This window comes from Flagellimonas amphidinii (assembly GCF_013090115.1).
Taxonomy (GTDB): domain Bacteria; phylum Bacteroidota; class Bacteroidia; order Flavobacteriales; family Flavobacteriaceae; genus Flagellimonas; species Flagellimonas amphidinii.
Window position 1 is genome coordinate 285,197 of the sequence record NZ_JABFNN010000039.1, and the last position, 20,327, is coordinate 305,523.

Sequence of the window (20,327 nt, forward strand, 5' to 3'; positions counted from 1 at the left end):
ATAGCTAACGCTTTTAGTTATTGTATTAGGCTATCCCCTATAAATGTCAATTCTATATGATAATCAGCATCGGCGTTAAAACTATTCTTGATGTGATATTTTGCATTAATAAAAGCTTCGCTTCTATTATGACCTTTTATTATAAAAGTGTAGCTGCTTTCTCCACTTAACGTTGATTGCTTTAGCGCTACTGCCTTGTAATCTTTTAACTTACTCATTTTTGATTTTTCAAAATCTCGTCCAAAAATTTACTAATTGTAATATTAATATCATCATCAGTTAATGCGGTAGATTTTTCAATAACATCCTGTTTAAACTCTATTAAAGGTAGGTCCCCATGTTTCTTCACATGGTCAAACAAATCTCCTTTGGATTTTGAAAACTCTCCGTAAAAAGCTTTAAGCTTAGGCTTTTTAGTGTCATCTTTTAAAATCCTGAATAATCCAGATAGTGCAGATAATTGATTTCCATCTTTCATTACCTCAGGGATTGTCCTGCTTCTTATTACATATTTGTCAAACAAATCAGAGTAATATTTATCATGCGAAATGATTTTTTTTGGAACAAGAATAATGTGCTCACCCAAATACGTTGGTAGAGAAAACTTTCTTATTTCCCACTTTTCACTCTCAGGATTAAAGACTTCTAACTTTGTTTCGTACGTTTCAACACCATTTAAAATACATTGTTGCGTAGTAAATTCGGCAAAAATGCCTCTGCAGATTGTCGCTATCATGTCTGAAACATTGTCAGAACCAATGCCTTCAACCAAAATCTGGCTATTGCAGATATCTGATAATAAACTTGTCTTTCCTGCCTTTGAATCTGAAAAAACTGTATACAAATGGTTGGCCTTTTCATCTCCAATAGCCTTCCCGCTATATTTGTCTTGACTATACCCTAAATGAATTTCTTTGGGTTCCCTCAAGAATTTAAGATGATGAATTGCTTTGGCTTTTTTTTCATCCTTAATCAGTTGTAGGAGTCTAGAGAAATAAACTTTTAATGTTTTTTCTATCCTATAGCTCATTTCACAATCACTAGCCGCGATTCTCCAAGGACTTATAAATAAAGGAATGTCCATGTCGACTAGAATATCTACAAACTCTAAATGCCTTTGGGCTTTGTTTATTTTAAAATGTTCCGAAAATCTGGGTTTTTTAATAGTGTTACTCATTTAATTTAATTTTAAAAATTAACCTTCGGGTGGAAATGGATCTTTACCGTAGGTGTTTCTTTCTCTTATCCGTCCATTAGTGCCATGTACCAATAATTCACTTCTCTGGTTTTTGGCTATAGACTTACCAATTTCTATGGCTTGTTCTTGTGTTTTTAGAACTTTTGTTGCACGAGAATTGCCCTCGCCCTTTACAGCCCAACCATTTTGATGCTTTACTACATGTTGATTTTTTCCGCTCATATTATCGAATTTTTCGTTTTATGTATGATGAATACCGTAAAAATGATTAATAAATATTCATTATTCACGTATATTTCTCACAAATATACAATTTATTTTTTTTATGTGCAAAAAAACATTTAAATTTGATGAGAATATCTCTCATAATTGGCTAATTTTGCCCGTTTTTAAAACTTATTACACTTAAAATGCTCGTAAAATTCACATTAAGTAATTTTTTGTCTTTTAAAAATGAGACTGTTATAGATTTAAATGCTTCTTCATTATCAGAATATAGAGACGAAAACATTTTCAATTTGTCGATTAACAACTTGTCTCTTTTAAAAAGTTTGGTAATCTATGGTGCAAATTCTAGTGGTAAGAGTAATTTATTTAAAGCAATAAAATTTGTTAGAAGAATGATTTTAAATTCTTCTAAAGATTCACAAGCTGAAGAATCCATTAAGGTCGAACCTTTCCTTTTATCAACAGAAAACCGTCTAAAACCGAGCTATTTTGAATTAGAGTTTATAGCTGGTAAAAAACAATATAGATATGGATTTGAAGTAGATATGCTCAAAATACATAAGGAATGGTTATATGAAGTAAAAAAAACTACAGAGAACCTCCTATTTGAACGTACTCTTCAAGATATTGTAATTTCAAACAAGTTTGATTCTGCAAGTAACAATTTAACCACTATTACTAGAGAAAATGCACTTTTCTTATCGGTGTGCGCTCAATTTAACATAACCAGTGCTATTGAAATTATTAAAGGAATAAGTGATATTCAATATCTATCAGGTGTTGATGATAGGTCAACTATCGATTTTACAGTAGACCTATTGAATGATCCTGAATATGGAATTTACGTTAATAATTTTATCAAAGGTGCTAGATTGGGTTTTGAAGAGATAAAAACTAAAGAAATAAGTTTAACAGAAGAAGTCTTAGCTAAATCTAACATCCCTCAAGAAATAAGAAAATTTTTGCTTGAGAAAAGGGAAAAGAATACTATTGTCACTACTAAACACCTGGTTTTTGATGACAAAAACAATGCATCTGATGAAATTTACTTTAATCTAATTGCCAATGAATCCCTAGGTACCAGAAAGTATTTTTCACTAGCAGGGCCAATTATTGATACTCTTCTAAAAGGGAAAACCTTAATAATTGATGAATTTGACGCTAGGCTCCACTCTCATCTAAGTCAATCAATTATAAGACTTTTTAATTCCATGGAGAATAACCCTAATAATGCTCAATTGATTTTTGCTTCTCATAATTCTACATTTATTAATCCTACCAATGAACTTTTTAGAAGGGATCAAATAATAATTTCGGAAAAAAACGAATTTGGGGCTTCAAAAATGGAAAGTATATATGCCAAAGGCATCCGGAAAGATGCTTCGTTCGAAAGAGATTATTTATCAGGGAAATACAATGGTGTGCCAGTTAATATCGAGATAAGTAATCAACTTCCTCTTTTTGAATAATTGCATGTCTGTCTGGAATCACCCTTTAGTCGATACCAACAGCTCTCTAATGTCCACATCAAGAATTTGAGCAATTCGTTTTAGGTCCTTTAGATGTGGTTGGGATTTATTATTACAGATTGAAGTAATTGTATTTGGGTTTCGTTCCATTTTAACCGCCAATTCTTTTTGGCTCATCCCTTTTATTACAAGCACTTCTTTTATTCTATTTATTCGCTCAGGCATAGCCTAAAGCTAGGTATAATCAAGACTTTTGACAATAGGACATTTTCTGTGATATCTATAAAAACGATAAAAACATTGTTTTAAACTATATTAATATAATTATAAAGCATAAATTTTATTTTCATTTTTACTATAAAAACCTATATTTATATAGTTTTTACCTGTATTAGTATGTAAAAAACTAGTAAAATCGTCCTTAAATGAGCTTAAAAATAACCGACCTACATCCCCTACTCTCCTACATTGAAGAATGCCACGAAGGAGACCTTCTTTCCCTTACCCAAATTTTGGATAAAACCATTTTTATGTTCCACTTTCTTCCTTGGGATACCTTTACAGATTTTGAAAGACAAAATTGCTGTCATGTTTTAATGGAACTTAAGGAGGCATTTATGGAGGTTTACCGCAACAACGCATAGAGTAAATAGTAATACTTTCGTTCTCAGTTATTGATAGTTGTAATACTTAGTAAATATAAATTCCGTATTTGGTGAAGTAGCAGACAATGATAAAGATAACTTCAGCTTTAGTTCCTTGATGTCGTCTATATTATACCCATCGGTTACTCTTAGATTTAGATTTAAGCTGTTACTAACATCATTACCATAACCTTCATAAAACTTTTCTTCGGAGGGAAGCATAGTTGTAAAATTCTTTAAAACTTCTTTGCTAATCAAAAATCTGAATTGGAAATATCCAATTGTATTTGGCTGAACTATTTGTTTTTCGTTTACTAAATTAAAATTATTGTTATCCTGAGTGTTTGAATATAATCCTAAGTCGACTACTGGTACTGTCTCAAACTCAACTTTAACTTTAGACTCTTTCTCGAAGTCCGCGTTGTCACCTTTTACTTCATTAACAGCCTGTTGTCTCACACTGGTAGTTTTTTCATCTTCTGCATAAACGAAGCTGCTAGAGCTTAAACCCCAAGCTGTAGTTTCTACTTTATTAGAACTATTATTAATTACAGTTGTAAGTAGTTCATGTTGAACAATAAGATTGGATAGTACTATAGGGGTAACATAATTCGGGTTGGAAATATGAAACGAAGCTCTAATTGGAATATATTTTTCCATGTCTTCCTTAGAGTCTAGTAAATTTTCATCAAAATTTTTAAGAAGTTTTAATTCGTCTATTTTGACTATTGGCCTAATTATTTTTTTTTTACAATGCTCTCGACTTGACCTTTTACGTCAATTCTGTTGTCAAGAATATCCAAAAATTCTCTATAATCGGCCAATAAAACAAAATATTCATCTTCGGCACGCTTCCTAAAAGATTCAGTATGCTTTTTATTTTTGGTTATTGCCAATAATTCTTGTGTTCTAAAACAAAAATCATTTATTCGAGCATTATATGATGAAACAATTTGTTCTGGAGTTTTATTGCTATAAGTGGCAACGGAGTTTTTGTACCTTTTGAAATAATTTATAGTATCATTTGGGCTATTGTTGTCCCCAAGGTTGAGATTTGAGGCTTTAGCTAGTAAAACATCTATAAGTCCTAAGCCCTTACTTAAGTCGGAAACTATACTATCTTTTTTGTCATAGTTTTGATACTTAATATGATATACTCCTTTACACCCAGTTCTTTTACACTCGCTATTTGCTAATAAAAATATAGACCCTACTACTATTGAAATTATTGATGTGATTCTTTTCATAAATAATGTGTTTTCAAAATGAAATCTATCTTAGTCGTATGTACTAAAACTTGATAGTAACTGTTATTGATTACAAATTTTTACGGGGGAAGTAAATTGTAGGAAGTCGATTCTTTGAGGTCTCACAATATAAAAAATGATTATTAAAAACCATTATAGGAAAACCTTAGAAATTTCGGGGTTTTTCTACTATTTCGGGGTGTTTTTGGCAGTTTTTATTAACAATTGAGGTTTTATGCCATTCCATACACTTTCGCCTCCCCCACTCTGTGGGTTCGGCAAAACAGTATTCCATTACCTTTTTAGGGAAGCTTTTGGAAGAACTTTTCAAAGAATTACGGTGAAATAAGCTTTGCTTTTCCAAAGCAAAGAAACATAACGCGGTACATTATAATACACTTCGGGATTTAGTTTTCCTACTCTTTGATAAAGTATTCAATATTCGTTCGGGTGGCTCTTCCGGAATTGTCTTTGTAGCTTGTAGTAGATGTTATTTTTAATTTCCCTTCGGACATTTCAAAAAGCATATCTCTTTCAGCAAATTCATGATCCCACAACAGGTTGAATTTTTGGACATCCTTATCTAAGGAATCCGACTCCATTTCTCCCCAATCACAATCTTGGGGGAGACATGCTCCCCAAACGTGAACCTCAAAGTGTTCCCCATTATATCTGATATTACATTTTGTAATACTTCTTGTTTCTTTGTCTTCACTGACCCAAAAACCGTTAAGTGGAGAATTATAATTTATCGTGGTTGTCTCGTTTTTGGAACTGAAAGCGATGGTTGCAACAAAAAGAATGGAAATGAGAGTTTTCATAACAATGTGTTTAATAATCATCCAATAGTCTAATATACCGAATTCTTAAAAGAAATTTCTTGCAATTTTGTTAATTAGGAAAATGATGTTTTACATCGAAAATTCTGTTTTCAGCAACAAAGTTTTGGTTGTAAAATACTATATTAGTAGCCTCTTACCTTTCTTTGTACTCTCCGAAATGTAGATTATAGTACAAATGCTTATAACTGTGGTGTTTTAGGCAGTTTTATGAGCAATTGGGGGTTATGCCATTCTGTACAAACCAATTTCTATTATTGTAGAGCATAAAATCCCTTAAAATTCCAATCTATAGCCAACCCCATGAATATTGGTGAGTTTAATAGCGGGGTCTTCTTGTAATTTTTTTCGTAGCTTGGAGATATAGGTATCCAAACTTCTGCCCACAATAACGCCATTGTCTTCCCATACCTTTTTTGTTAACTCTTCCCGCTTTATAATTTGGCAGGGATTGGCAATAAATATGGATAACAGTTCACATTCTTTTTTGGATAACCTGATTTCGGAAGCTTCCTTTATCAGTTTATTTTGCTCTGGATAAAATTTATACTTCCCAATGGATGCGTAATCTTTAGCACTATTCTTGGAAAAAGCTTTGGTATTTATTTTAAAATATAGAAATGCCATCGCCAATAATAGCACAACACCCAATACCAGTACATATATAGTACCCAAGGAACTTGTATTGCCCTCAGACGTTTTTATAAACGTAACCGTTATTAGATAACATCCTTTTTGTAATTGCCTTTTTCTACAATGGATATCCTTCTGCCCTACTTTATGCTTTTTTTGATAGTAACTATAGCTTACTTCCTTGTTTGAACATTGCAGTACTTCTAGCAAATAATCCTGTGGCAAGGCCATTTTTTTAAAGCTATTTTCTATATAGCCCACTAAACTATCTGGGCAAATTTCCAATTGTTCTTCAAATGACAATTGATATTTTAATGCCTCTAAACTCACCACAGGTTTCACTACGGATGTAGAATCCTGATTGGTCAATAATAAGCGGTGCCCTACCTCACGTAGTGCTACTTTAACTTTTTTGGGAAACGAGATGTCTTGCTCCTTTGTACAAGACAAAATACCTAGGCATAAGGCAATGATGACACCGCCTTTAAATAAGTATTGGATATAAATATTCATATAAAGATGTAAATAACATACAATCCCAAGACTTTTCACAACAGTTGACACTTCTTTTAAATTCTTTTGACATTTTTCACCAAGTCGGTCAATAGTTTTATGAAAATTAATTTCTAAAAACTAAATAGATGAAAAATCGTATCCTATGTATCGTAATGACCATTTGTTCCATCTTGTATTCATACGCTCAGGAGCAACTTCATATCAATCCTTCAGAAAGTGAACTTAAATGGTTTGGGACAAATGTGTTGAATTTTGGAGGCCATCACGGCATAGTACATTTTAAAGAAGGTCACTTTATTAAAACCGATACTAAAATTACCGGTGGGTCTTTTGTTATAGCTATGAATACCATTGCTTCCATAGAAAAAAATGGGATTGATTATGATAACGGACTTGTAAAACATCTAAAAGATGAAGATTTTTTTGATGTGCAAAAGTTTTCTACTGCAAAATTGGTCATCACAAATACCAAATATCTGGATGCCACCCATCTAATAGTAATGGCCAATTTAACCATAAAAGAGATTACATTACCTATAACATTTCAAGCCAAAGTTGATTTTGAAAATCAACAAATGACCACAAAATTTAACATTGACAGAACACGTTGGGGGATTATTTATGAAAGTCAAAAATATGTTGTCAGCATAAAAGACGAAACTATCTCTGATACAATAAAATTTGAAGTGACATTGAGTCTGTAGCGTATCCTATATCATCTGCATTCAGCCACATTTGTAAGCAATAAGGATTCTTTGGTAAACTTTTTACAAACTTCACCGCTTTCTACGCTTTTTTTACGGACTTTTGGGGCTTATTTAAAAACAATGACGACCCAAAATATTTCCGCAGCAGCCCTAGACAAAGAAAAATCTTCATTCGCCACCAAGCTGAACAACTTTGAAAACACCTTAAAGTACGTTTTTTATGAGCGCTACAACATCAATGAATTTAGCAAGGAACGCGGATTGCCTGCGCTGGTATTAAGGGATATTATGGCAGATTGTCCCTTATCTGTTGCGATTCCCAAAGAACATGGTGGCAGAGGGGCCAATGTTAGGGAATGTTTGGCCATGTTGTCCGCAGCCTCTTATGAATCACTTTCGCTTTCACTCATATTTGGCATTAACATAGCGCTCTTTTTGGAGCCTACCGCCAAATATGCAAATCCATCCATAAAACAGGGTATTTTTGACCGCTTTCTGCAACAAAAAAATATGGGGGGATTAATGATCACCGAACCGGATTTTGGCAGTGACGCCCTCAACATGCAAACGTATAACCGTAAGTTAGAGGATTCTTACCATATCTCTGGAACCAAACACTGGCAGGGCCTTACAGGCATGGCAGATTATTGGTTGATCGCCTCAAGAGGCAAACGCGATGATGGCAGACTAAATCGTGATATTGACTTTTTTATCTGCGATGTCACCCAACCCGACCAACAAATCGTTGTTGAAGAATATTATAACAATTCGGGACTTTATGCAATTCCCTACGGAAGGAATAAGTTGGATGTAAAAATTCCTGATGCCTATAAACTGGAATCCAAAAGCAATGGTATAAAAACACTATTGGACATTTTGCATCGAAGTAGGTTGCAATTTCCGGGTATGGCCCTTGGTTTTGTAAAGCGTATGCTTGATGAGGGAATCAAACATTGCAATGAACGCTATGTTGGCGGTAATCCGTTAATGGCCTTGGATCAAATAAAATATCAATTGGCCCGAGTGCAAAGTGCATTTACGGTAGTTTCTGCCATGTGCCATAGAAGTAGTCACATAAGTGGTATTGATAATGACTTGGCGAGTGAAGGCATAGAGGCCAATACCATGAAGGCCTTTGCAACAGATTTAATGCAAGATTCTGCCCAAGCAATGACACAATTATTGGGCTCAAAAGGCTATATGATGGAAAGTATCGTTGGACGAGGAATCATGGATAGCCGTGCTTTTCAGATCTTTGAAGGTTCCAATGAAATGTTATACACACAAATTACTGAATACATTGCCAAACTAATGAAAAAGAAAAAGGAATTCAATTTCTACGATTTCCTTAAAGGATTTAGCCTTACCGACTTGTCTGTAGAGTATTTTAAAAAAGAGCTGAACTTTGACTTTAGTACCGATTTATGCCAGCGTAAGATGGTGGATTTGGGGCGTGTTTTGTCCAGAGTTATCTCGTTCAATTATGTTTTAGATATGCAGGACAAAGGATTTAGGAGTGATTTGGTTGACAATTGCTTGGAAACCCTTAAACTGGATGTTGCACATTTTATGGGAATATTCAATGCCAATAATTCAGTGGTTCCCGTTGAGGCCTATCATGATAAGAGCAACTGGCAACAGTTTTTCTAAAGAAATCGGTTCATTTTGAAATAAATCTTGGAAATTACGTGATGCCGAACTTGTTTCGGTATCCCATTATCCATTCATTGTGCGAAACCCATGAAATTCGACCCTGAAATAAATTCAGGGTGACGAAGATTGTGTTCCATATCAACATCATATAGACATTGAATACCTTTGCGAGGCTATTTCTGCAAATTCACCCGAACTGCATTCATCCCTTTCTGTCCTTTTTCCAGTTCAAAAGTTACCTTGTCATTTTCATTGATTTCATCAATTAGGCCAGAAACATGTACAAAATGTTTTTCTTGGGTTTCCGAATCCATAATAAATCCAAAACCTTTAGCATGGTTGAAAAAAGCTACTTTTCCCTTGCGAACAGGGTCGTTTTCTTCTTCTTCACTTTCTTCTTTTTGGGGAATACCTAAAACAATATCTGAGGCATCAATTTCCTCCTCTTCCGTTTGTTCAGGAGGTGTATCGGTAAGATTTCCAAATTTATCAACGTAGGCAAAAGGTATACCAACATTACTTTCTTTGGCTTCTGCCCTTCGGGCATCTTTTTTCTTTTGCTTTTCTTCGCGTTTTTTTTGTTTCTTCTTTTCTTTCTCTTTTTTATTAAAAGTTTGCTGAGATTTTGCCATGTATAAGTTTATGCCCTCAAGATAATTGATTTATTTGTTAACTGGGTATTCTTGAAAAGAAAAAGGCACATCTTAGGTAGATGGGCCTAATAAAACAGACTTTATATGGTAGCCTTCCTTTACTCAAAAAAATCTTTGTATTTCGTGGAAAAATTCCATCTGGCGCGTGTACCTCGTATGTCGTAATGCACAAAACCATTGTATAAACCTACGCCCCCTTGCTGAATCTTGCCCTCTCGAATCAAATTTTCAAAAATGACCGCGAGTTCTTTTGAAGTGTAATTTTTCATGGAAATATCAGCCGCCTTACCCAATAAGTGTTGTGAGTTTTTGACCCCACCCACTATTGTATTGTGCGCTTCACTTCTGTAACCACTGTTAATGTTGATAGGTTCTTCCAAAATATCCCTTACTATTTGAAGATTTTCGGCAAGCTGTTTTACGTTTTGAAATACGGATTCTGGCATGGTCGCCCCATCACGGCTTTCAAACTCAATTTTATAAAAGTTTTTTGTGAGTTGCATAGTAATGATTGCTAATTTTAAATGTCCTTATTGAATTTTTTGCTTCAGTTGAACTTTGTTCAGTAAAACTTTATGGTTCACCAAACTTTTCTGCAATTCAATTTGGGAACTGTCCAGACGAGTTGAAGAAGCCTGTATCTCTCTCCTTAAATCCAGTACCTGCCGTTGCATTGCAGAATTGTTCGTACTCTGTGGACTTCTTGAGATTTGCGCTAAGGTGTTGGAAATTTTGTCCAAAGATACTTGGGCCTCAGCATTGGCCTGTACAGCATCCTCTACTTCTTTTTGAGATTCCTGAATGGTTTTCTCCCACTCTGCCACCCCAAAATCAATCTTTGTGAAACCGGCGTCCATCAATCGGTTATTGATCCAATTGGGAAAAATGAGCAATAGCACAAAGGCTACAATCAAGCAAAACTCCCGTATGGTAACCATGATATCTTTAATTTTCATACTACTCTGTTTAGTATTGATAGATTATGAGTCTTCTTCTCTTTTCTGTTCTTCTACCTGTCTTTCCTTAAAGTAAAATCCAATGATAAAACCCAATGGGCCAGAAAGAATGGAAGACACTGTGGTAAGCAAATCCTTGTAATGTTGAATACTGAACTCTTCGGTATTGTACCCTACCCAAAATGTTACAAAAATTACGATGAAGAACAACACCACAAAAAGAACGGCCAGCACTCCCCTATTCTTTTCACGTTTCATGTCCTCATTTTGTTTTATCACAATGTTTTGTACCCGTTCACCTATATCTGTTATAATATTTGCACTCATTTTTATTTCTTTTTTTGAATTCTATACTTAGGATATTCTGTTTCCATTTCCTGCTTTAGCTCAGCTTGAATCTTGTCCATTTCGCTGGTATCTGGCATGGTAAGTTCCTTGCCCTCGTTTAGCTCCATAATCTTTTGCAATATGCGCTTGGTAAATTCCAACTCATATTCTAATTCCATTATTGATTTTCGTTTTTTCATATCTCGTTTTCTTAAATTAATGAAGCAATCAAATCATCTGGGGCCTCCACTTCTTCTGTTGTATCCAAGCCACATTCCTTAAGGAATCGGTTAGAAAAAAGTTTTTGCATATCTGCAGACAAGAGCGAAGAACGATAGGCCCGCCAGGTTTTAGCATCTTCTTTATACATATAATCAGCCAATGTGGTCTCATTCCAATCATCCCCAACAAATGCCCAATCCGCATTTTTTCCCCAATGCAGGGTAAATGGAATGTCATTATTGTGAAGTGCGATCATCATTTCTCTACTCAACCCATTCAGAGAGCCAAGGTTCTTTTCCTCATTCCAAAGCACACCATCGATTTCTATCATGCAGGTTTTATTGAATCTTGCGAAAGAAAGTGTCGCATCAGACTTTTTGATAAATCGCATTGCGAAAATGCCAGGAGTCTTCTTCTTACGGGCTATCTCACTTAAAATTCCCAAAGCTTTTCCAGATTTGTCTTGTGGTACTCCAAAGGAAATCGCAAAAGCGGGACCTTGGTAGGGAGCATCCCAAAAGGTCTCGGCCAACGTACCTATAGAAACTTCATCAACCTTGGGAAGTATATTCGATTCCAACGCATTGACAAATTTTGGGATCAAACCTGTAAATTGAGAGCCCAAGGAAACCGCTAGTTGGATTAAATCTCGATAAATGGATTTTTTTATAACGGGAAAAGGATCTGGATAATTGAGCTTGAAATCCTTCTTGTACATCAGCTCCACAATATAATCCTCATCATTTTTTTGGTACTGATTTATGAAAATTTTATAGTGATAGGGCACCCTGCCCTTCCCATTTTCCATCTCTTCTGGAATTCCTTTAAAGTTTGAAAATTCCAAGGATTCTGCCAGTTCAATCGCCAGCTCTTTTTTGATGGATTTTACGTACCGTTTCAATAAAAATAGGTTTTGGGTTTCTATGACCACCCCATGGATAAATCCAAAAGACCCCAAACCTACCAAGGCCGCATTGAACAACCCATCATTTCTAATGACTTTAGCCCTTATTTTTTGCCCAAAAACATCGTTCAAGACCGGTTTGCTGTGCCTTTCTAGATATACTATATCACCCGGATTGGGGCCAATGATAAGGTTTAATCCGACAACATAATCCTGAACCGAACCTGCTTTTATCCCAGAACCATGGACCCCTGTGGAGATACATCCGGCAATAGTCTGTCCATTACTGGCTCCTGATGATTTTAAAGATTTACCGTGACCCGCGAGCTTTTCCGATATTTCTTTGATCACATTACCACACTCAAACATAAAAATATCATCCGCATCATAATTGGAAAGGTGATGAAGGTCTTGATCATTAAAGGAGAAATAGCAATTCATATGCGCATTAAAGTGCATCCGATCTTTTTGATGTGCAATGTGGGATAATGACCATGCAGAACCATATGCCCTAAAACCCTCGTTTTGATTGTTCGTTTCTTTCAAAAGTCTTTGGATTTCCAGAGCCGCATCATTGTACCGGTCCAAACTTGATGGCATCAAGCTTGAAGCCTCTAATCTGGTTTTATACAAACATTTTAAGTCCCATGGTCCATTATTATGTAAGGTGTCCCACTCTTCCAATGATAATTTTGTTGTTCTTGCCATACTGTTGTTTTAATTGGATTTCATACACACATACTTGATTTTAACCTTACGTTTGCGACCAAACGTAATACCACTAAGTAAAACCGCACCAAGAGTGTTGCGATATTCAATGGTATGCAGTTTACCGCTGGGACATAAGTCCGATTTTTTAATTAGATAGGTAAAATCCTTATCTAATGCCCCAATAGTAATTACTGTATCCAATTCAATAACCTGCATGGTTCTGTAATAATCATCCCTAACCATTGGAAAAGCAGGCTCTGGTGTTCCCTCAACGCTTCGCAAACGAACGGAATAGCAAGAGTTGAGCAAAAGCACTCCTAAAAGCATAAATACAATGACGAAGCACACATAAACTTTTGTTTTCATGTAAACGATTTTATGATTTAAAAATATCCTATGGGGGAACTACAAAGAATACCCATAACTGGGTATTGTTATCGGGGGAGTAAGTGAAAGTAGGTCAGATATTTGAGCCTTTTAAATATAGGAAAAGACTTCTAGAACAGATTGCACGAAAACCTTAAAAATTCTAGGGTTTTTGTCTATTTTTTTACTAGTTCTTCAATTCCTCTTTTTACGTCCTATCCATTTATTAAACATAGTTCAATATTTAAATAAATCGAGTCAAATACTAAAACTTGCATTTCTAAATCTTTTATGCTAAACTCGTAACACAATCGATTTCATAAACAAACTATTCCATGCCACTGAAATCAGCAATGCCAGCACTTTGTGTCTTGTTGGTATTTTCCTGTACAACAAAGCTCAAGGAAGCGCCTCTTTTTACCCATCACATAAGAGATGGTCAGTTGGAACTTTTTATGGGTAATCAGGAAGTACTCACCTACCATTTTAAAACAGCTTACCCTCCAGTAGGTGTGGATTCAGCTTATCAACGTTCTGCTTTTATCCACCCATTACAAACACCCAACGGCAAAACATTGACCCGTATCCAACCCGAAGATCACTACCACCATTATGGAATCTGGAATCCGTGGACCCATACCCTTTATGATAAGGACACTTTGGATTTTTGGAACCTTGTGAAAAAAGAAGCTACAGTTCGTTTTGCCAAATTTGATACCATTATGGACAATGGTTATAAAGTCTTACATGAGCACGTGGTCCTAAAAGCGGATAAAAACGAGATTGCCTTGAATGAATGGCAAACCATTGAACTTCAAACGGGTACGGATTCCACCAATTATAGAGTCAATCTGAAATTTGATTATAAATGCGCCACGGAAAAACCGTTTAAAATACTGGAATACCGTTATGGTGGATTGGGTTGGCGTGCCACTGAAGAATGGAACAATCAAAATAGTGAGGTACTGACCTCCGAAGGAAAAACACGTTCCGATGCAGATGGCAGTCTTGCACGATGGCTTATTGTGCAAGGTATTCTGGGCAATGGTACCGGTGGAGTACTGATGCTTTCGCACCCAGATAATTTTAACCACCCTGAACCATTACGCATTTGGCCCGAAGACGTTTACGATCGGGGTGATATGTTTGCTTGCTTTTTTCCCACCAAGTATTCTGATTGGCTATTGGAACCAGGGAACATCTATTCCCTCAAATATCAACTTGTGGTTTTTGATGGTTTACTGGATGCTGATAAGGCCGAAACCTTTTGGCAGGAATTTGCAAACAAATAACAATGGGAACATCACCAATCAAAGCGGACGAATAAGCACAATAATTCATTTGTGTTTGATTTATGGTTATCTTTTCAAAAATTAAATTCATGAATTTTACACCAAAATTATATGCATCCCTATTGTTGGTTGGGCTATTCTTCGGTTTAACCGCATGTAAGCAAAAACCAGAGAACAACACAGTGATGGCAGAAGTGGAAGAAACACCCCAAGTTGAATCCAAAGACAGTCTGTTACGACATGTTGTTATTTTCAAATTCAATGATGATTCCAGTGAAGCAGATATACAACAACTTAATGAAGCGTTCAATAATCTTCCGAATGAAATATCTGTAATCAAAGATTTTGAGTGGGGCCTAAACGATAGCCCTGAAGATTTCCATCAAGGGTTTACGCATTGTTACCTCATTACTTTTGAGTCTGAAAAAGACAGAGATTCCATTTATGCTCCACATCCTGCTCATCAGGCTTTTGTGGAAAGCTTGGGGCCTCATCTGAAAAAGGTTTTTGTAGTGGATTATTGGACAAATCCATAAATCCAAAGGAATCTATCGGTTCAACCAGTCTTTAAAATCATTGATTTTAGGTCGACTAACAATAAATTCTTGGTCCCTTGCTTGGGTAATGGATAATTTCAATCGGTGATTAAAGTATTTGGCGATTTTTTCAATGGCAGACTTTGCCACTATTTGTCCTCGGTTAATACGAAAGAACTGATTAGTGTCCAGGGAAGGGTACAATTGATCCAAAGTTTCATCTATAATCACCCTTTTATGGGCCGTAACACCAAATGTGAGGCTATCTTCTGAATACACATATAACAACTCCGAAATCCGTATTTGAGCAAAACCATCACCTTCTTTTACCAAAATACCTTCCCTTTGGTTCATAACTTGCATGTCAGCTAAAAAATTTCTTAGAACATTTGGATTTATGGTCAGCTCCAGTTTGGAACGCTTAAACTTGTTCAGGGCCTGTTGCAAATCGTCTTGCTGGATAGGTTTTAAAAGGTAATCCACACTATTTACCTTGAACGCCCTTATAGCATATTGGTCAAATGCGGTTGTAAATATGATAGGGCATTGCAATTGTACTTTTTGAAAGATCTCAAAACTTAATCCGTCAGCCAATTGAATGTCCATAAACACTAGGTCTGGTGCCTTATTTTTTTGAAACCATTGCACACTTTCTTCCACAGAGTCAATGGTTTCCAACAACTCATAAGTAAACCCTATACTTTGCAACAGGTTCTGTAATTGATTGGCCGCTCTGGCCTCGTCTTCAATAATGAGTATCTGCATGTGTATGTTTTTGGTCTGAAACGTGTAACAATGGAAGTCTTACTTCAAAATGACCATTTTTATTGTTAATGATGACTTCTTGTTCTGAAATCAATGCATAACGCCGTTCAATGTTCTTGAGCCCCAGTTTAGTGGTAGGCAACTGGGTTGACTTGGGCTGTATCTTATTGTTCACTACAAGTTGTCCATTTTCAACTTTCACAAAAACACTCAGAGGTTTCGCTTTTGAAATCACATTGTGCTTTACGGCATTTTCCAATAATAACTGCAAACTCATAGGAATGATCAATTGGTCTTTTACATCTTCTGGAACCTTCCAGTTCACCTGAAGATTTTCTCCAAATCTTTCTTTTTGAATGTGGATATATGCTTGCGAAAACTTCAATTCATCACGTAAAGCAATAAGATTGGCATTTCCTGATTCTAAAATAAAGCGGTATACTTCTGATAATCGGTTCACAAATTCCTTCGCTTCTTCCTTGGTATTTTGGTCAATGATATCCCGAAGCGTATTCAATGTATTGAAAAAGAAATGGGGCTGCGCCTGATTGCGAAGGGTGTCCAGTTGCGCCTGTACGATAGCACGTTTGGTCTGTTCTTCCTCCCTAATGGATTTTTTCAATTTATTATAATAGTAAATTGCTTCATAAATAGCCATGGTCATAGTACTGATCAAAATAACAGGTAGCACCACATACCTGGTTCGCAAGGGAGCATTGTAACTATCGCCAAAAACAAAACCCAGCAAAACACTTCCCAGATAATCCACCGCCGCTACGGTAAGAACAATTGAGAGAAAAAACAACGGGATACGTTTGTTATTGTCCTTCAAAGATGGGTACCGTTTTCGTAAAACGATCAAAATAGCTCTTATGATCAACCAATCTGTGGTTGCAAACATCAAGGATAAACCCCATGTAATTAGTGCCTCTAAAAAGGTAAACCTGCCAAAAGAACCTCCTGAGAACAAAAAATCCGTTACAAAACTCAACAAAACGATACCGATTACCATAAACCAGATGTCGTTGAATGTCAAGTATTTTATTCGTCTTGCTTTATTAAAAAGCCCCATAACAGTATTGGTTTAAAGCTTTATCAAAGGTATACCCTGTTTTGCTTGATAAAAAGTATACCCAATCCAAGCAGCATACAATAGCCCAAATAGTATCACCACAAGAGTCTGGATCAATTTTGAAGTATTCCATCGTTTGGTGAGCCCAACAGCGAATAAAGGTATTAATTGAATGCCATGCAATCCAAAAAAGTGGGCCACACGTAAATCCCCGGCAATGGTACTCCAATTGATCAATGGAAGTCCCTCTCCTCCATCTGCCACCCCCACATTGTGGGACATTTGGCCTATCATCTGCCCTCCTACCCAACTACCGAACAAAACCACTAGCCAGCCCAAAAGAATACCCCACTGTACTGGTATTGATGTCTTTAGCTTTAATCTGATGGTCTCCACGATAAAAAATACCATGGTAAAGACAATGATACCGATAAGAATCCCCATGCTTCCAAAAAGGATACCATCAAACAAACTACTTTGGTTATAATGAGACTGCACTCCCTTGGCCGCTTGTAAAACAACAATACAAATTTCCAAAGCCATGGTCCAAGAGATAATGTTGTTCACAATGTTTCGCTTTCTTCTAGAAAAAGGATACAACGTTATCAAAAAACCACAGGTCAGCACATAAATACCTCCAGAGATTGAAAACTTAAAGGGTTTCACCCAAATATTAAGGCCCGTCAACATCCTACTGTCCGTCATAAAGCCTATTACACATATTGCAGCCAATAGAAAATGGAACATTACAACTCCATATAAGATAGGACTCTCTCTTTTTACGGTTTGAAATACATTTTTGAGCTCCTTCATGATTTTTGCAGTTTAAAAGTTCTAAGAATCATAAAGAGTAAAAAGCCCACTGGACCTAGCATAAACGTAAAGAATAAACAAGGTGCCATCAACAATTGGTGAATGCCCAACTTTTGGTTTTGGTTCAACATCCACATACCCACTAAAAGGTCAAAGGCCAAGTAATGTACCCAACCGGCCATTACTGCATTTTCCACAGTAAAAAGCGACATCACTGAGGATAAACTGCCAAAATCCAGCCCCTCACCTGTTTGAAGATGGGTAACCATATAAAACACATAAAAAAGAGCCAATACTAAGGGAATGATCTTGTAATCGATCAAAAATCGGGTCACCTTCCATTTGGGAAGAATGATCATAAGAAGCCACATGGGCATTGCCATGGTGTTGGCGGTTGAAAATACGTCTGCTGTTGTCATTGATGATTGGTTTAATGGTTTAACACAAGCCAAAAATCAATGTTCCCTCTTCTTTATAGAAAGGGTTTCTGCTGAAACATCGTAATCGTAAGTTGAATTGTATTCTTTAGAAATATTTACAGAGAGGAGATATTGCAACCCCTTCGGCTACTGGTGAAAATCAAATATTTTTCATCATAGGTGACAAAAGGACTACCATCAGATACAACAACATAATCTAATGCTCGGATTCTTTGATTATTATAAGGCTTTTATAAAATTAAGAAGTGGGGATATACAAAGAATATTATAATTCTTACATATTTAGTAATCTCTCAACTCAAAATAGGGATTCGTCAATTTTAATCATTGTCTATTGAATTATCATAATAGATTGCTATAAAAACAAGAAAATGACTACTCTTGAAACTATAAACATCTTACAGGGGATTAGTTTGGTCATGATTGCTTTAATCCTATATCTATTGGGGTTTCTTCATGGAACCCATTGGAAAAAAAGAAATAAACTTTAAATTGTATGATTCAATTATACAGATCAGAAAAGAACTTGGTATTGTGCGGAAACCATGAGTTTATCATCAAGGTCGACCTATTACACAACCAAAAATTGCGTTATCTGTGCTGGAAAAGACCTAAAACCATTTTAGATATGCCAGATTTGATTCTATTAAATGGAATTATGCAGCCTCGGGATGGGCATGAAGTATTCGAGGTAATTTTCAAGTATATGGAATTTAGCTATACGGTTGAAAAAATAAAAACCACATCCACCACCCATATTTTCGTTGAAATTACCAAAGGAAATAGCTATAGCAAAACTTTGAAAATGCGCAATATGCAAACTGTAGACACACAGCTAGGAAATATTTGGATTTTAGGATAACAAATAAACAGTACCAAATAACTATTCGTAAACTACCCTATAAATAGCATCACCAAAATCATCGGAAATCAATAGAGAGCCATCTTCCAAAAACATAAGATCTACCGGTCTCCCAAAAGCTTCCTGTTTTTCATCATCTAGCCAACCATCTATAAAGGGTTCATAGCTTACTGCTTGATCATTCTCCAATCTCACCAAAGTTACCCTATACCCTATCTTTTTGGAGCGATTCCAAGAACCGTGTTCAGCAATAAATGCATGGCCCTTATATTGTTCTGGAAACATGGACCCGGTATAAAACTTAACTCCCAAGGGAGCAACATGAGGACCCAAGGGTTGTACTGGTGCCACAAAATCCCCGCAAGGAAACTGATCTCCAAATTCAGGGTCTTTGATAGTACCTGCATGACAATACGGGTAACCAAAGTGTTGGCCCGCTTCTGTAATACGATTTAATTCGCAAGGTGGAATATCATCTCCCATCATATCGCGACCATTATCTGTAAACCACATTTCACCTGTTTCTGGGTGCCACGTAAACCCAACAGTATTCCTAACGCCTTTGGCATAGACTTCTCTATGACTTCCATCAGCATCCATACGGGTTATGGTAGCGAAACGTTCGTCCTCATCTGACCGTTCACAAATATTACAAGGCGCACCAACTGGCACGTATAATTTTTCATCAGGTCCAAAGGCAATGTATTTCCATCCGTGGTGGAACTCGGTAGGATAATCATCGTAAATCACTTCCGGTTCTGGAGGATTGGCCAATTGTTCTTCAATATTGGAGTATTTCAACAAGCGACTGACAGCGGCTACATAAAGGTCTCCATCTTTAAATGCTACTCCATTTGGTTGTTCCAAATCTTCATCAATCACAAATACTTTTTCTGCCTTGAAGTCTCCGTCAAGGTCTTGTAGCGCATAGACCTTATTTTCATTTCGAGTCCCCACAAACAAGGTTCCATTGGTGCCCATGGCCATGGACCTTGCTCCATCAATCCCTTCCGCAAAAGTGTCTATTTTAAAGCCCTCAGGAAGATTCAACAGATTCAAAGGCAAATTAGAGCCTGAAGTTGGAGCCTCTTCCCCTTCTTCTTGTTGGGTTTGCTTTTCCGTATCCTGCTGTTCTGAAGGAGATTCTTTCTTACCATTGCAGGAAACAAGGATAATTGAAAATAAAGATATAGATAGTATCGTCGGTACCAATTTAAGCATAGGTTTCGTAGTTGTTTGTTGATTGCTCTTTTTCTGACCTAATAAAACTATGA

General features: G+C 36.2%; 27 protein-coding genes. 7 read left to right on the forward strand and 20 right to left on the reverse strand.

Going from position 1 to position 20,327, the window contains the following annotated elements; genetic code table 11:
* Window positions 1-17: 17 nt before the first annotated feature.
* The 3 genes from HJC33_RS13190 to HJC33_RS13200 all read right to left on the reverse strand — a co-directional run bounded on the left by HJC33_RS13190 (window position 18) and on the right by HJC33_RS13200 (window position 1,420).
* Window positions 18-218 carry a hypothetical protein gene (locus tag HJC33_RS13190; protein ID WP_171659290.1) on the reverse strand — a complete coding sequence of 67 codons (201 nt, stop codon included), beginning with the start codon at window positions 216-218 and terminating at the stop codon, window positions 18-20.
* Window positions 215-1,084: a hypothetical protein gene (locus HJC33_RS13195; RefSeq protein WP_171659291.1), complete on the reverse strand. Its 870-nt coding sequence runs from the start codon at window positions 1,082-1,084 to the stop codon at window positions 215-217. The genes HJC33_RS13190 and HJC33_RS13195 overlap by 4 nt, the downstream gene beginning before the upstream one ends.
* Before the next feature lie 111 nt (window positions 1,085-1,195).
* Window positions 1,196-1,420, reverse strand: a complete 225-nt coding sequence (locus HJC33_RS13200; protein ID WP_171659292.1) for a DUF2188 domain-containing protein — start codon at window positions 1,418-1,420, stop codon at window positions 1,196-1,198.
* A 188-nt stretch (window positions 1,421-1,608) separates the two neighbouring features.
* On the opposite strand from HJC33_RS13200, the gene HJC33_RS13205 reads away from it, so the two are divergent.
* Window positions 1,609-2,895, forward strand: a complete 1,287-nt coding sequence (locus HJC33_RS13205; RefSeq protein ID WP_171659293.1) for an AAA family ATPase — start codon at window positions 1,609-1,611, stop codon at window positions 2,893-2,895.
* An 18-nt stretch (window positions 2,896-2,913) separates the two neighbouring features.
* On the opposite strand, the gene HJC33_RS13210 is transcribed toward HJC33_RS13205, so the two are convergent.
* Window positions 2,914-3,120 carry a helix-turn-helix transcriptional regulator gene (locus HJC33_RS13210; RefSeq protein WP_171659294.1) on the reverse strand — a complete coding sequence of 69 codons (207 nt, stop codon included), beginning with the start codon at window positions 3,118-3,120 and terminating at the stop codon, window positions 2,914-2,916.
* Window positions 3,121-3,320: 200 nt separating this feature from the next.
* On the opposite strand from HJC33_RS13210, the gene HJC33_RS13215 reads away from it, so the two are divergent.
* Window positions 3,321-3,539, forward strand: coding sequence for a hypothetical protein (locus tag HJC33_RS13215; RefSeq protein ID WP_171659295.1), 219 nt, complete (start codon window positions 3,321-3,323; stop codon window positions 3,537-3,539).
* A gap of 27 nt (window positions 3,540-3,566) precedes the next feature.
* Here HJC33_RS13215 and HJC33_RS13220 read toward each other — a convergent pair whose 3' ends face one another.
* The 4 genes from HJC33_RS13220 to HJC33_RS13235 form a co-directional block, all read right to left on the reverse strand.
* Window positions 3,567-4,199, reverse strand: coding sequence for a hypothetical protein (locus HJC33_RS13220; protein WP_171659296.1), 633 nt, complete (start codon window positions 4,197-4,199; stop codon window positions 3,567-3,569).
* A gap of 77 nt (window positions 4,200-4,276) precedes the next feature.
* Window positions 4,277-4,786 carry a hypothetical protein gene (locus HJC33_RS13225; RefSeq protein ID WP_171659297.1) on the reverse strand — a complete coding sequence of 170 codons (510 nt, stop codon included), beginning with the start codon at window positions 4,784-4,786 and terminating at the stop codon, window positions 4,277-4,279.
* Window positions 4,787-5,202: 416 nt separating this feature from the next.
* Complete coding sequence (locus HJC33_RS13230; RefSeq protein ID WP_171659298.1) at window positions 5,203-5,607, reverse strand: hypothetical protein; 405 nt, start codon at window positions 5,605-5,607, stop codon at window positions 5,203-5,205.
* A 294-nt stretch (window positions 5,608-5,901) separates the two neighbouring features.
* The gene (locus tag HJC33_RS13235; RefSeq protein WP_171659299.1) at window positions 5,902-6,771 is read right to left on the reverse strand and encodes a winged helix-turn-helix domain-containing protein; all 870 of its coding nucleotides are present in this window, start codon (window positions 6,769-6,771) and stop codon (window positions 5,902-5,904) included.
* 128 nt (window positions 6,772-6,899) lie between these two features.
* On the opposite strand from HJC33_RS13235, the gene HJC33_RS13240 reads away from it, so the two are divergent.
* Together HJC33_RS13240 and HJC33_RS13245 are read left to right on the forward strand one after the other, a co-directional pair.
* Window positions 6,900-7,478 (forward strand): YceI family protein, encoded by a 579-nt coding sequence (locus HJC33_RS13240; RefSeq protein WP_171659300.1) that lies wholly within the window; start codon window positions 6,900-6,902, stop codon window positions 7,476-7,478.
* A gap of 123 nt (window positions 7,479-7,601) precedes the next feature.
* Entirely contained in the window at window positions 7,602-9,131 is a 1,530-nt protein-coding gene (locus HJC33_RS13245; protein ID WP_171659301.1) for an acyl-CoA dehydrogenase family protein, read from the forward strand.
* A 176-nt stretch (window positions 9,132-9,307) separates the two neighbouring features.
* Here HJC33_RS13245 and HJC33_RS13250 read toward each other — a convergent pair whose 3' ends face one another.
* The 7 genes from HJC33_RS13250 to HJC33_RS13280 form a co-directional block, all read right to left on the reverse strand.
* Window positions 9,308-9,766: a cold-shock protein gene (locus HJC33_RS13250; protein WP_171659302.1), complete on the reverse strand. Its 459-nt coding sequence runs from the start codon at window positions 9,764-9,766 to the stop codon at window positions 9,308-9,310.
* Between the two features lie 119 nt (window positions 9,767-9,885).
* The gene (locus HJC33_RS13255) at window positions 9,886-10,290 is read right to left on the reverse strand and encodes a YcbK family protein (protein ID WP_171659303.1); all 405 of its coding nucleotides are present in this window, start codon (window positions 10,288-10,290) and stop codon (window positions 9,886-9,888) included.
* A 27-nt stretch (window positions 10,291-10,317) separates the two neighbouring features.
* Window positions 10,318-10,743 carry a hypothetical protein gene (locus HJC33_RS13260; RefSeq protein WP_171659304.1) on the reverse strand — a complete coding sequence of 142 codons (426 nt, stop codon included), beginning with the start codon at window positions 10,741-10,743 and terminating at the stop codon, window positions 10,318-10,320.
* 24 nt (window positions 10,744-10,767) lie between these two features.
* Window positions 10,768-11,070 carry a hypothetical protein gene (locus HJC33_RS13265; RefSeq protein WP_171659305.1) on the reverse strand — a complete coding sequence of 101 codons (303 nt, stop codon included), beginning with the start codon at window positions 11,068-11,070 and terminating at the stop codon, window positions 10,768-10,770.
* A 2-nt stretch (window positions 11,071-11,072) separates the two neighbouring features.
* Window positions 11,073-11,270 (reverse strand): hypothetical protein, encoded by a 198-nt coding sequence (locus HJC33_RS13270; RefSeq protein WP_171659306.1) that lies wholly within the window; start codon window positions 11,268-11,270, stop codon window positions 11,073-11,075.
* Between the two features lie 11 nt (window positions 11,271-11,281).
* On the reverse strand, window positions 11,282-12,904 hold the full coding sequence (locus HJC33_RS13275) for an FAD-binding protein (RefSeq protein ID WP_171659307.1): 1,623 nt from the start codon (window positions 12,902-12,904) through the stop codon (window positions 11,282-11,284).
* 9 nt (window positions 12,905-12,913) lie between these two features.
* Window positions 12,914-13,273: a hypothetical protein gene (locus HJC33_RS13280; RefSeq protein WP_171659308.1), complete on the reverse strand. Its 360-nt coding sequence runs from the start codon at window positions 13,271-13,273 to the stop codon at window positions 12,914-12,916.
* Window positions 13,274-13,608: 335 nt separating this feature from the next.
* Here HJC33_RS13280 and HJC33_RS13285 point away from each other — a divergent pair, with 335 nt between their 5' ends.
* The gene (locus tag HJC33_RS13285; RefSeq protein WP_171659309.1) at window positions 13,609-14,565 is read left to right on the forward strand and encodes a DUF6807 domain-containing protein; all 957 of its coding nucleotides are present in this window, start codon (window positions 13,609-13,611) and stop codon (window positions 14,563-14,565) included.
* An 89-nt stretch (window positions 14,566-14,654) separates the two neighbouring features.
* Complete coding sequence (locus HJC33_RS13290) at window positions 14,655-15,101, forward strand: Dabb family protein (RefSeq protein WP_216366703.1); 447 nt, start codon at window positions 14,655-14,657, stop codon at window positions 15,099-15,101.
* A 12-nt stretch (window positions 15,102-15,113) separates the two neighbouring features.
* On the opposite strand, the gene HJC33_RS13295 is transcribed toward HJC33_RS13290, so the two are convergent.
* From HJC33_RS13295 to HJC33_RS13310, 4 genes are read right to left on the reverse strand one after another with little or no spacing between them, the layout of a single operon-like run.
* Window positions 15,114-15,866, reverse strand: a complete 753-nt coding sequence (locus HJC33_RS13295; RefSeq protein ID WP_171659310.1) for a LytR/AlgR family response regulator transcription factor — start codon at window positions 15,864-15,866, stop codon at window positions 15,114-15,116.
* Window positions 15,847-16,938: a sensor histidine kinase gene (locus HJC33_RS13300; RefSeq protein WP_171659311.1), complete on the reverse strand. Its 1,092-nt coding sequence runs from the start codon at window positions 16,936-16,938 to the stop codon at window positions 15,847-15,849. Before HJC33_RS13300 ends, HJC33_RS13295 begins: the two co-directional genes overlap by 20 nt.
* A 12-nt stretch (window positions 16,939-16,950) precedes the next feature.
* Window positions 16,951-17,751 carry a hypothetical protein gene (locus tag HJC33_RS13305; protein WP_171659312.1) on the reverse strand — a complete coding sequence of 267 codons (801 nt, stop codon included), beginning with the start codon at window positions 17,749-17,751 and terminating at the stop codon, window positions 16,951-16,953.
* On the reverse strand, window positions 17,748-18,170 hold the full coding sequence (locus HJC33_RS13310; RefSeq protein ID WP_171659313.1) for an ABA4-like family protein: 423 nt from the start codon (window positions 18,168-18,170) through the stop codon (window positions 17,748-17,750). The genes HJC33_RS13305 and HJC33_RS13310 overlap by 4 nt, the downstream gene beginning before the upstream one ends.
* A 517-nt stretch (window positions 18,171-18,687) precedes the next feature.
* Between HJC33_RS13310 and HJC33_RS13315 the strand changes: the two genes are divergently transcribed.
* Window positions 18,688-19,053, forward strand: coding sequence for a hypothetical protein (locus HJC33_RS13315; RefSeq protein ID WP_171659314.1), 366 nt, complete (start codon window positions 18,688-18,690; stop codon window positions 19,051-19,053).
* Between the two features lie 21 nt (window positions 19,054-19,074).
* Here HJC33_RS13315 and HJC33_RS13320 read toward each other — a convergent pair whose 3' ends face one another.
* Complete coding sequence (locus HJC33_RS13320) at window positions 19,075-20,274, reverse strand: PQQ-dependent sugar dehydrogenase (RefSeq protein WP_171659315.1); 1,200 nt, start codon at window positions 20,272-20,274, stop codon at window positions 19,075-19,077.
* Window positions 20,275-20,327 lie beyond the last annotated feature (53 nt).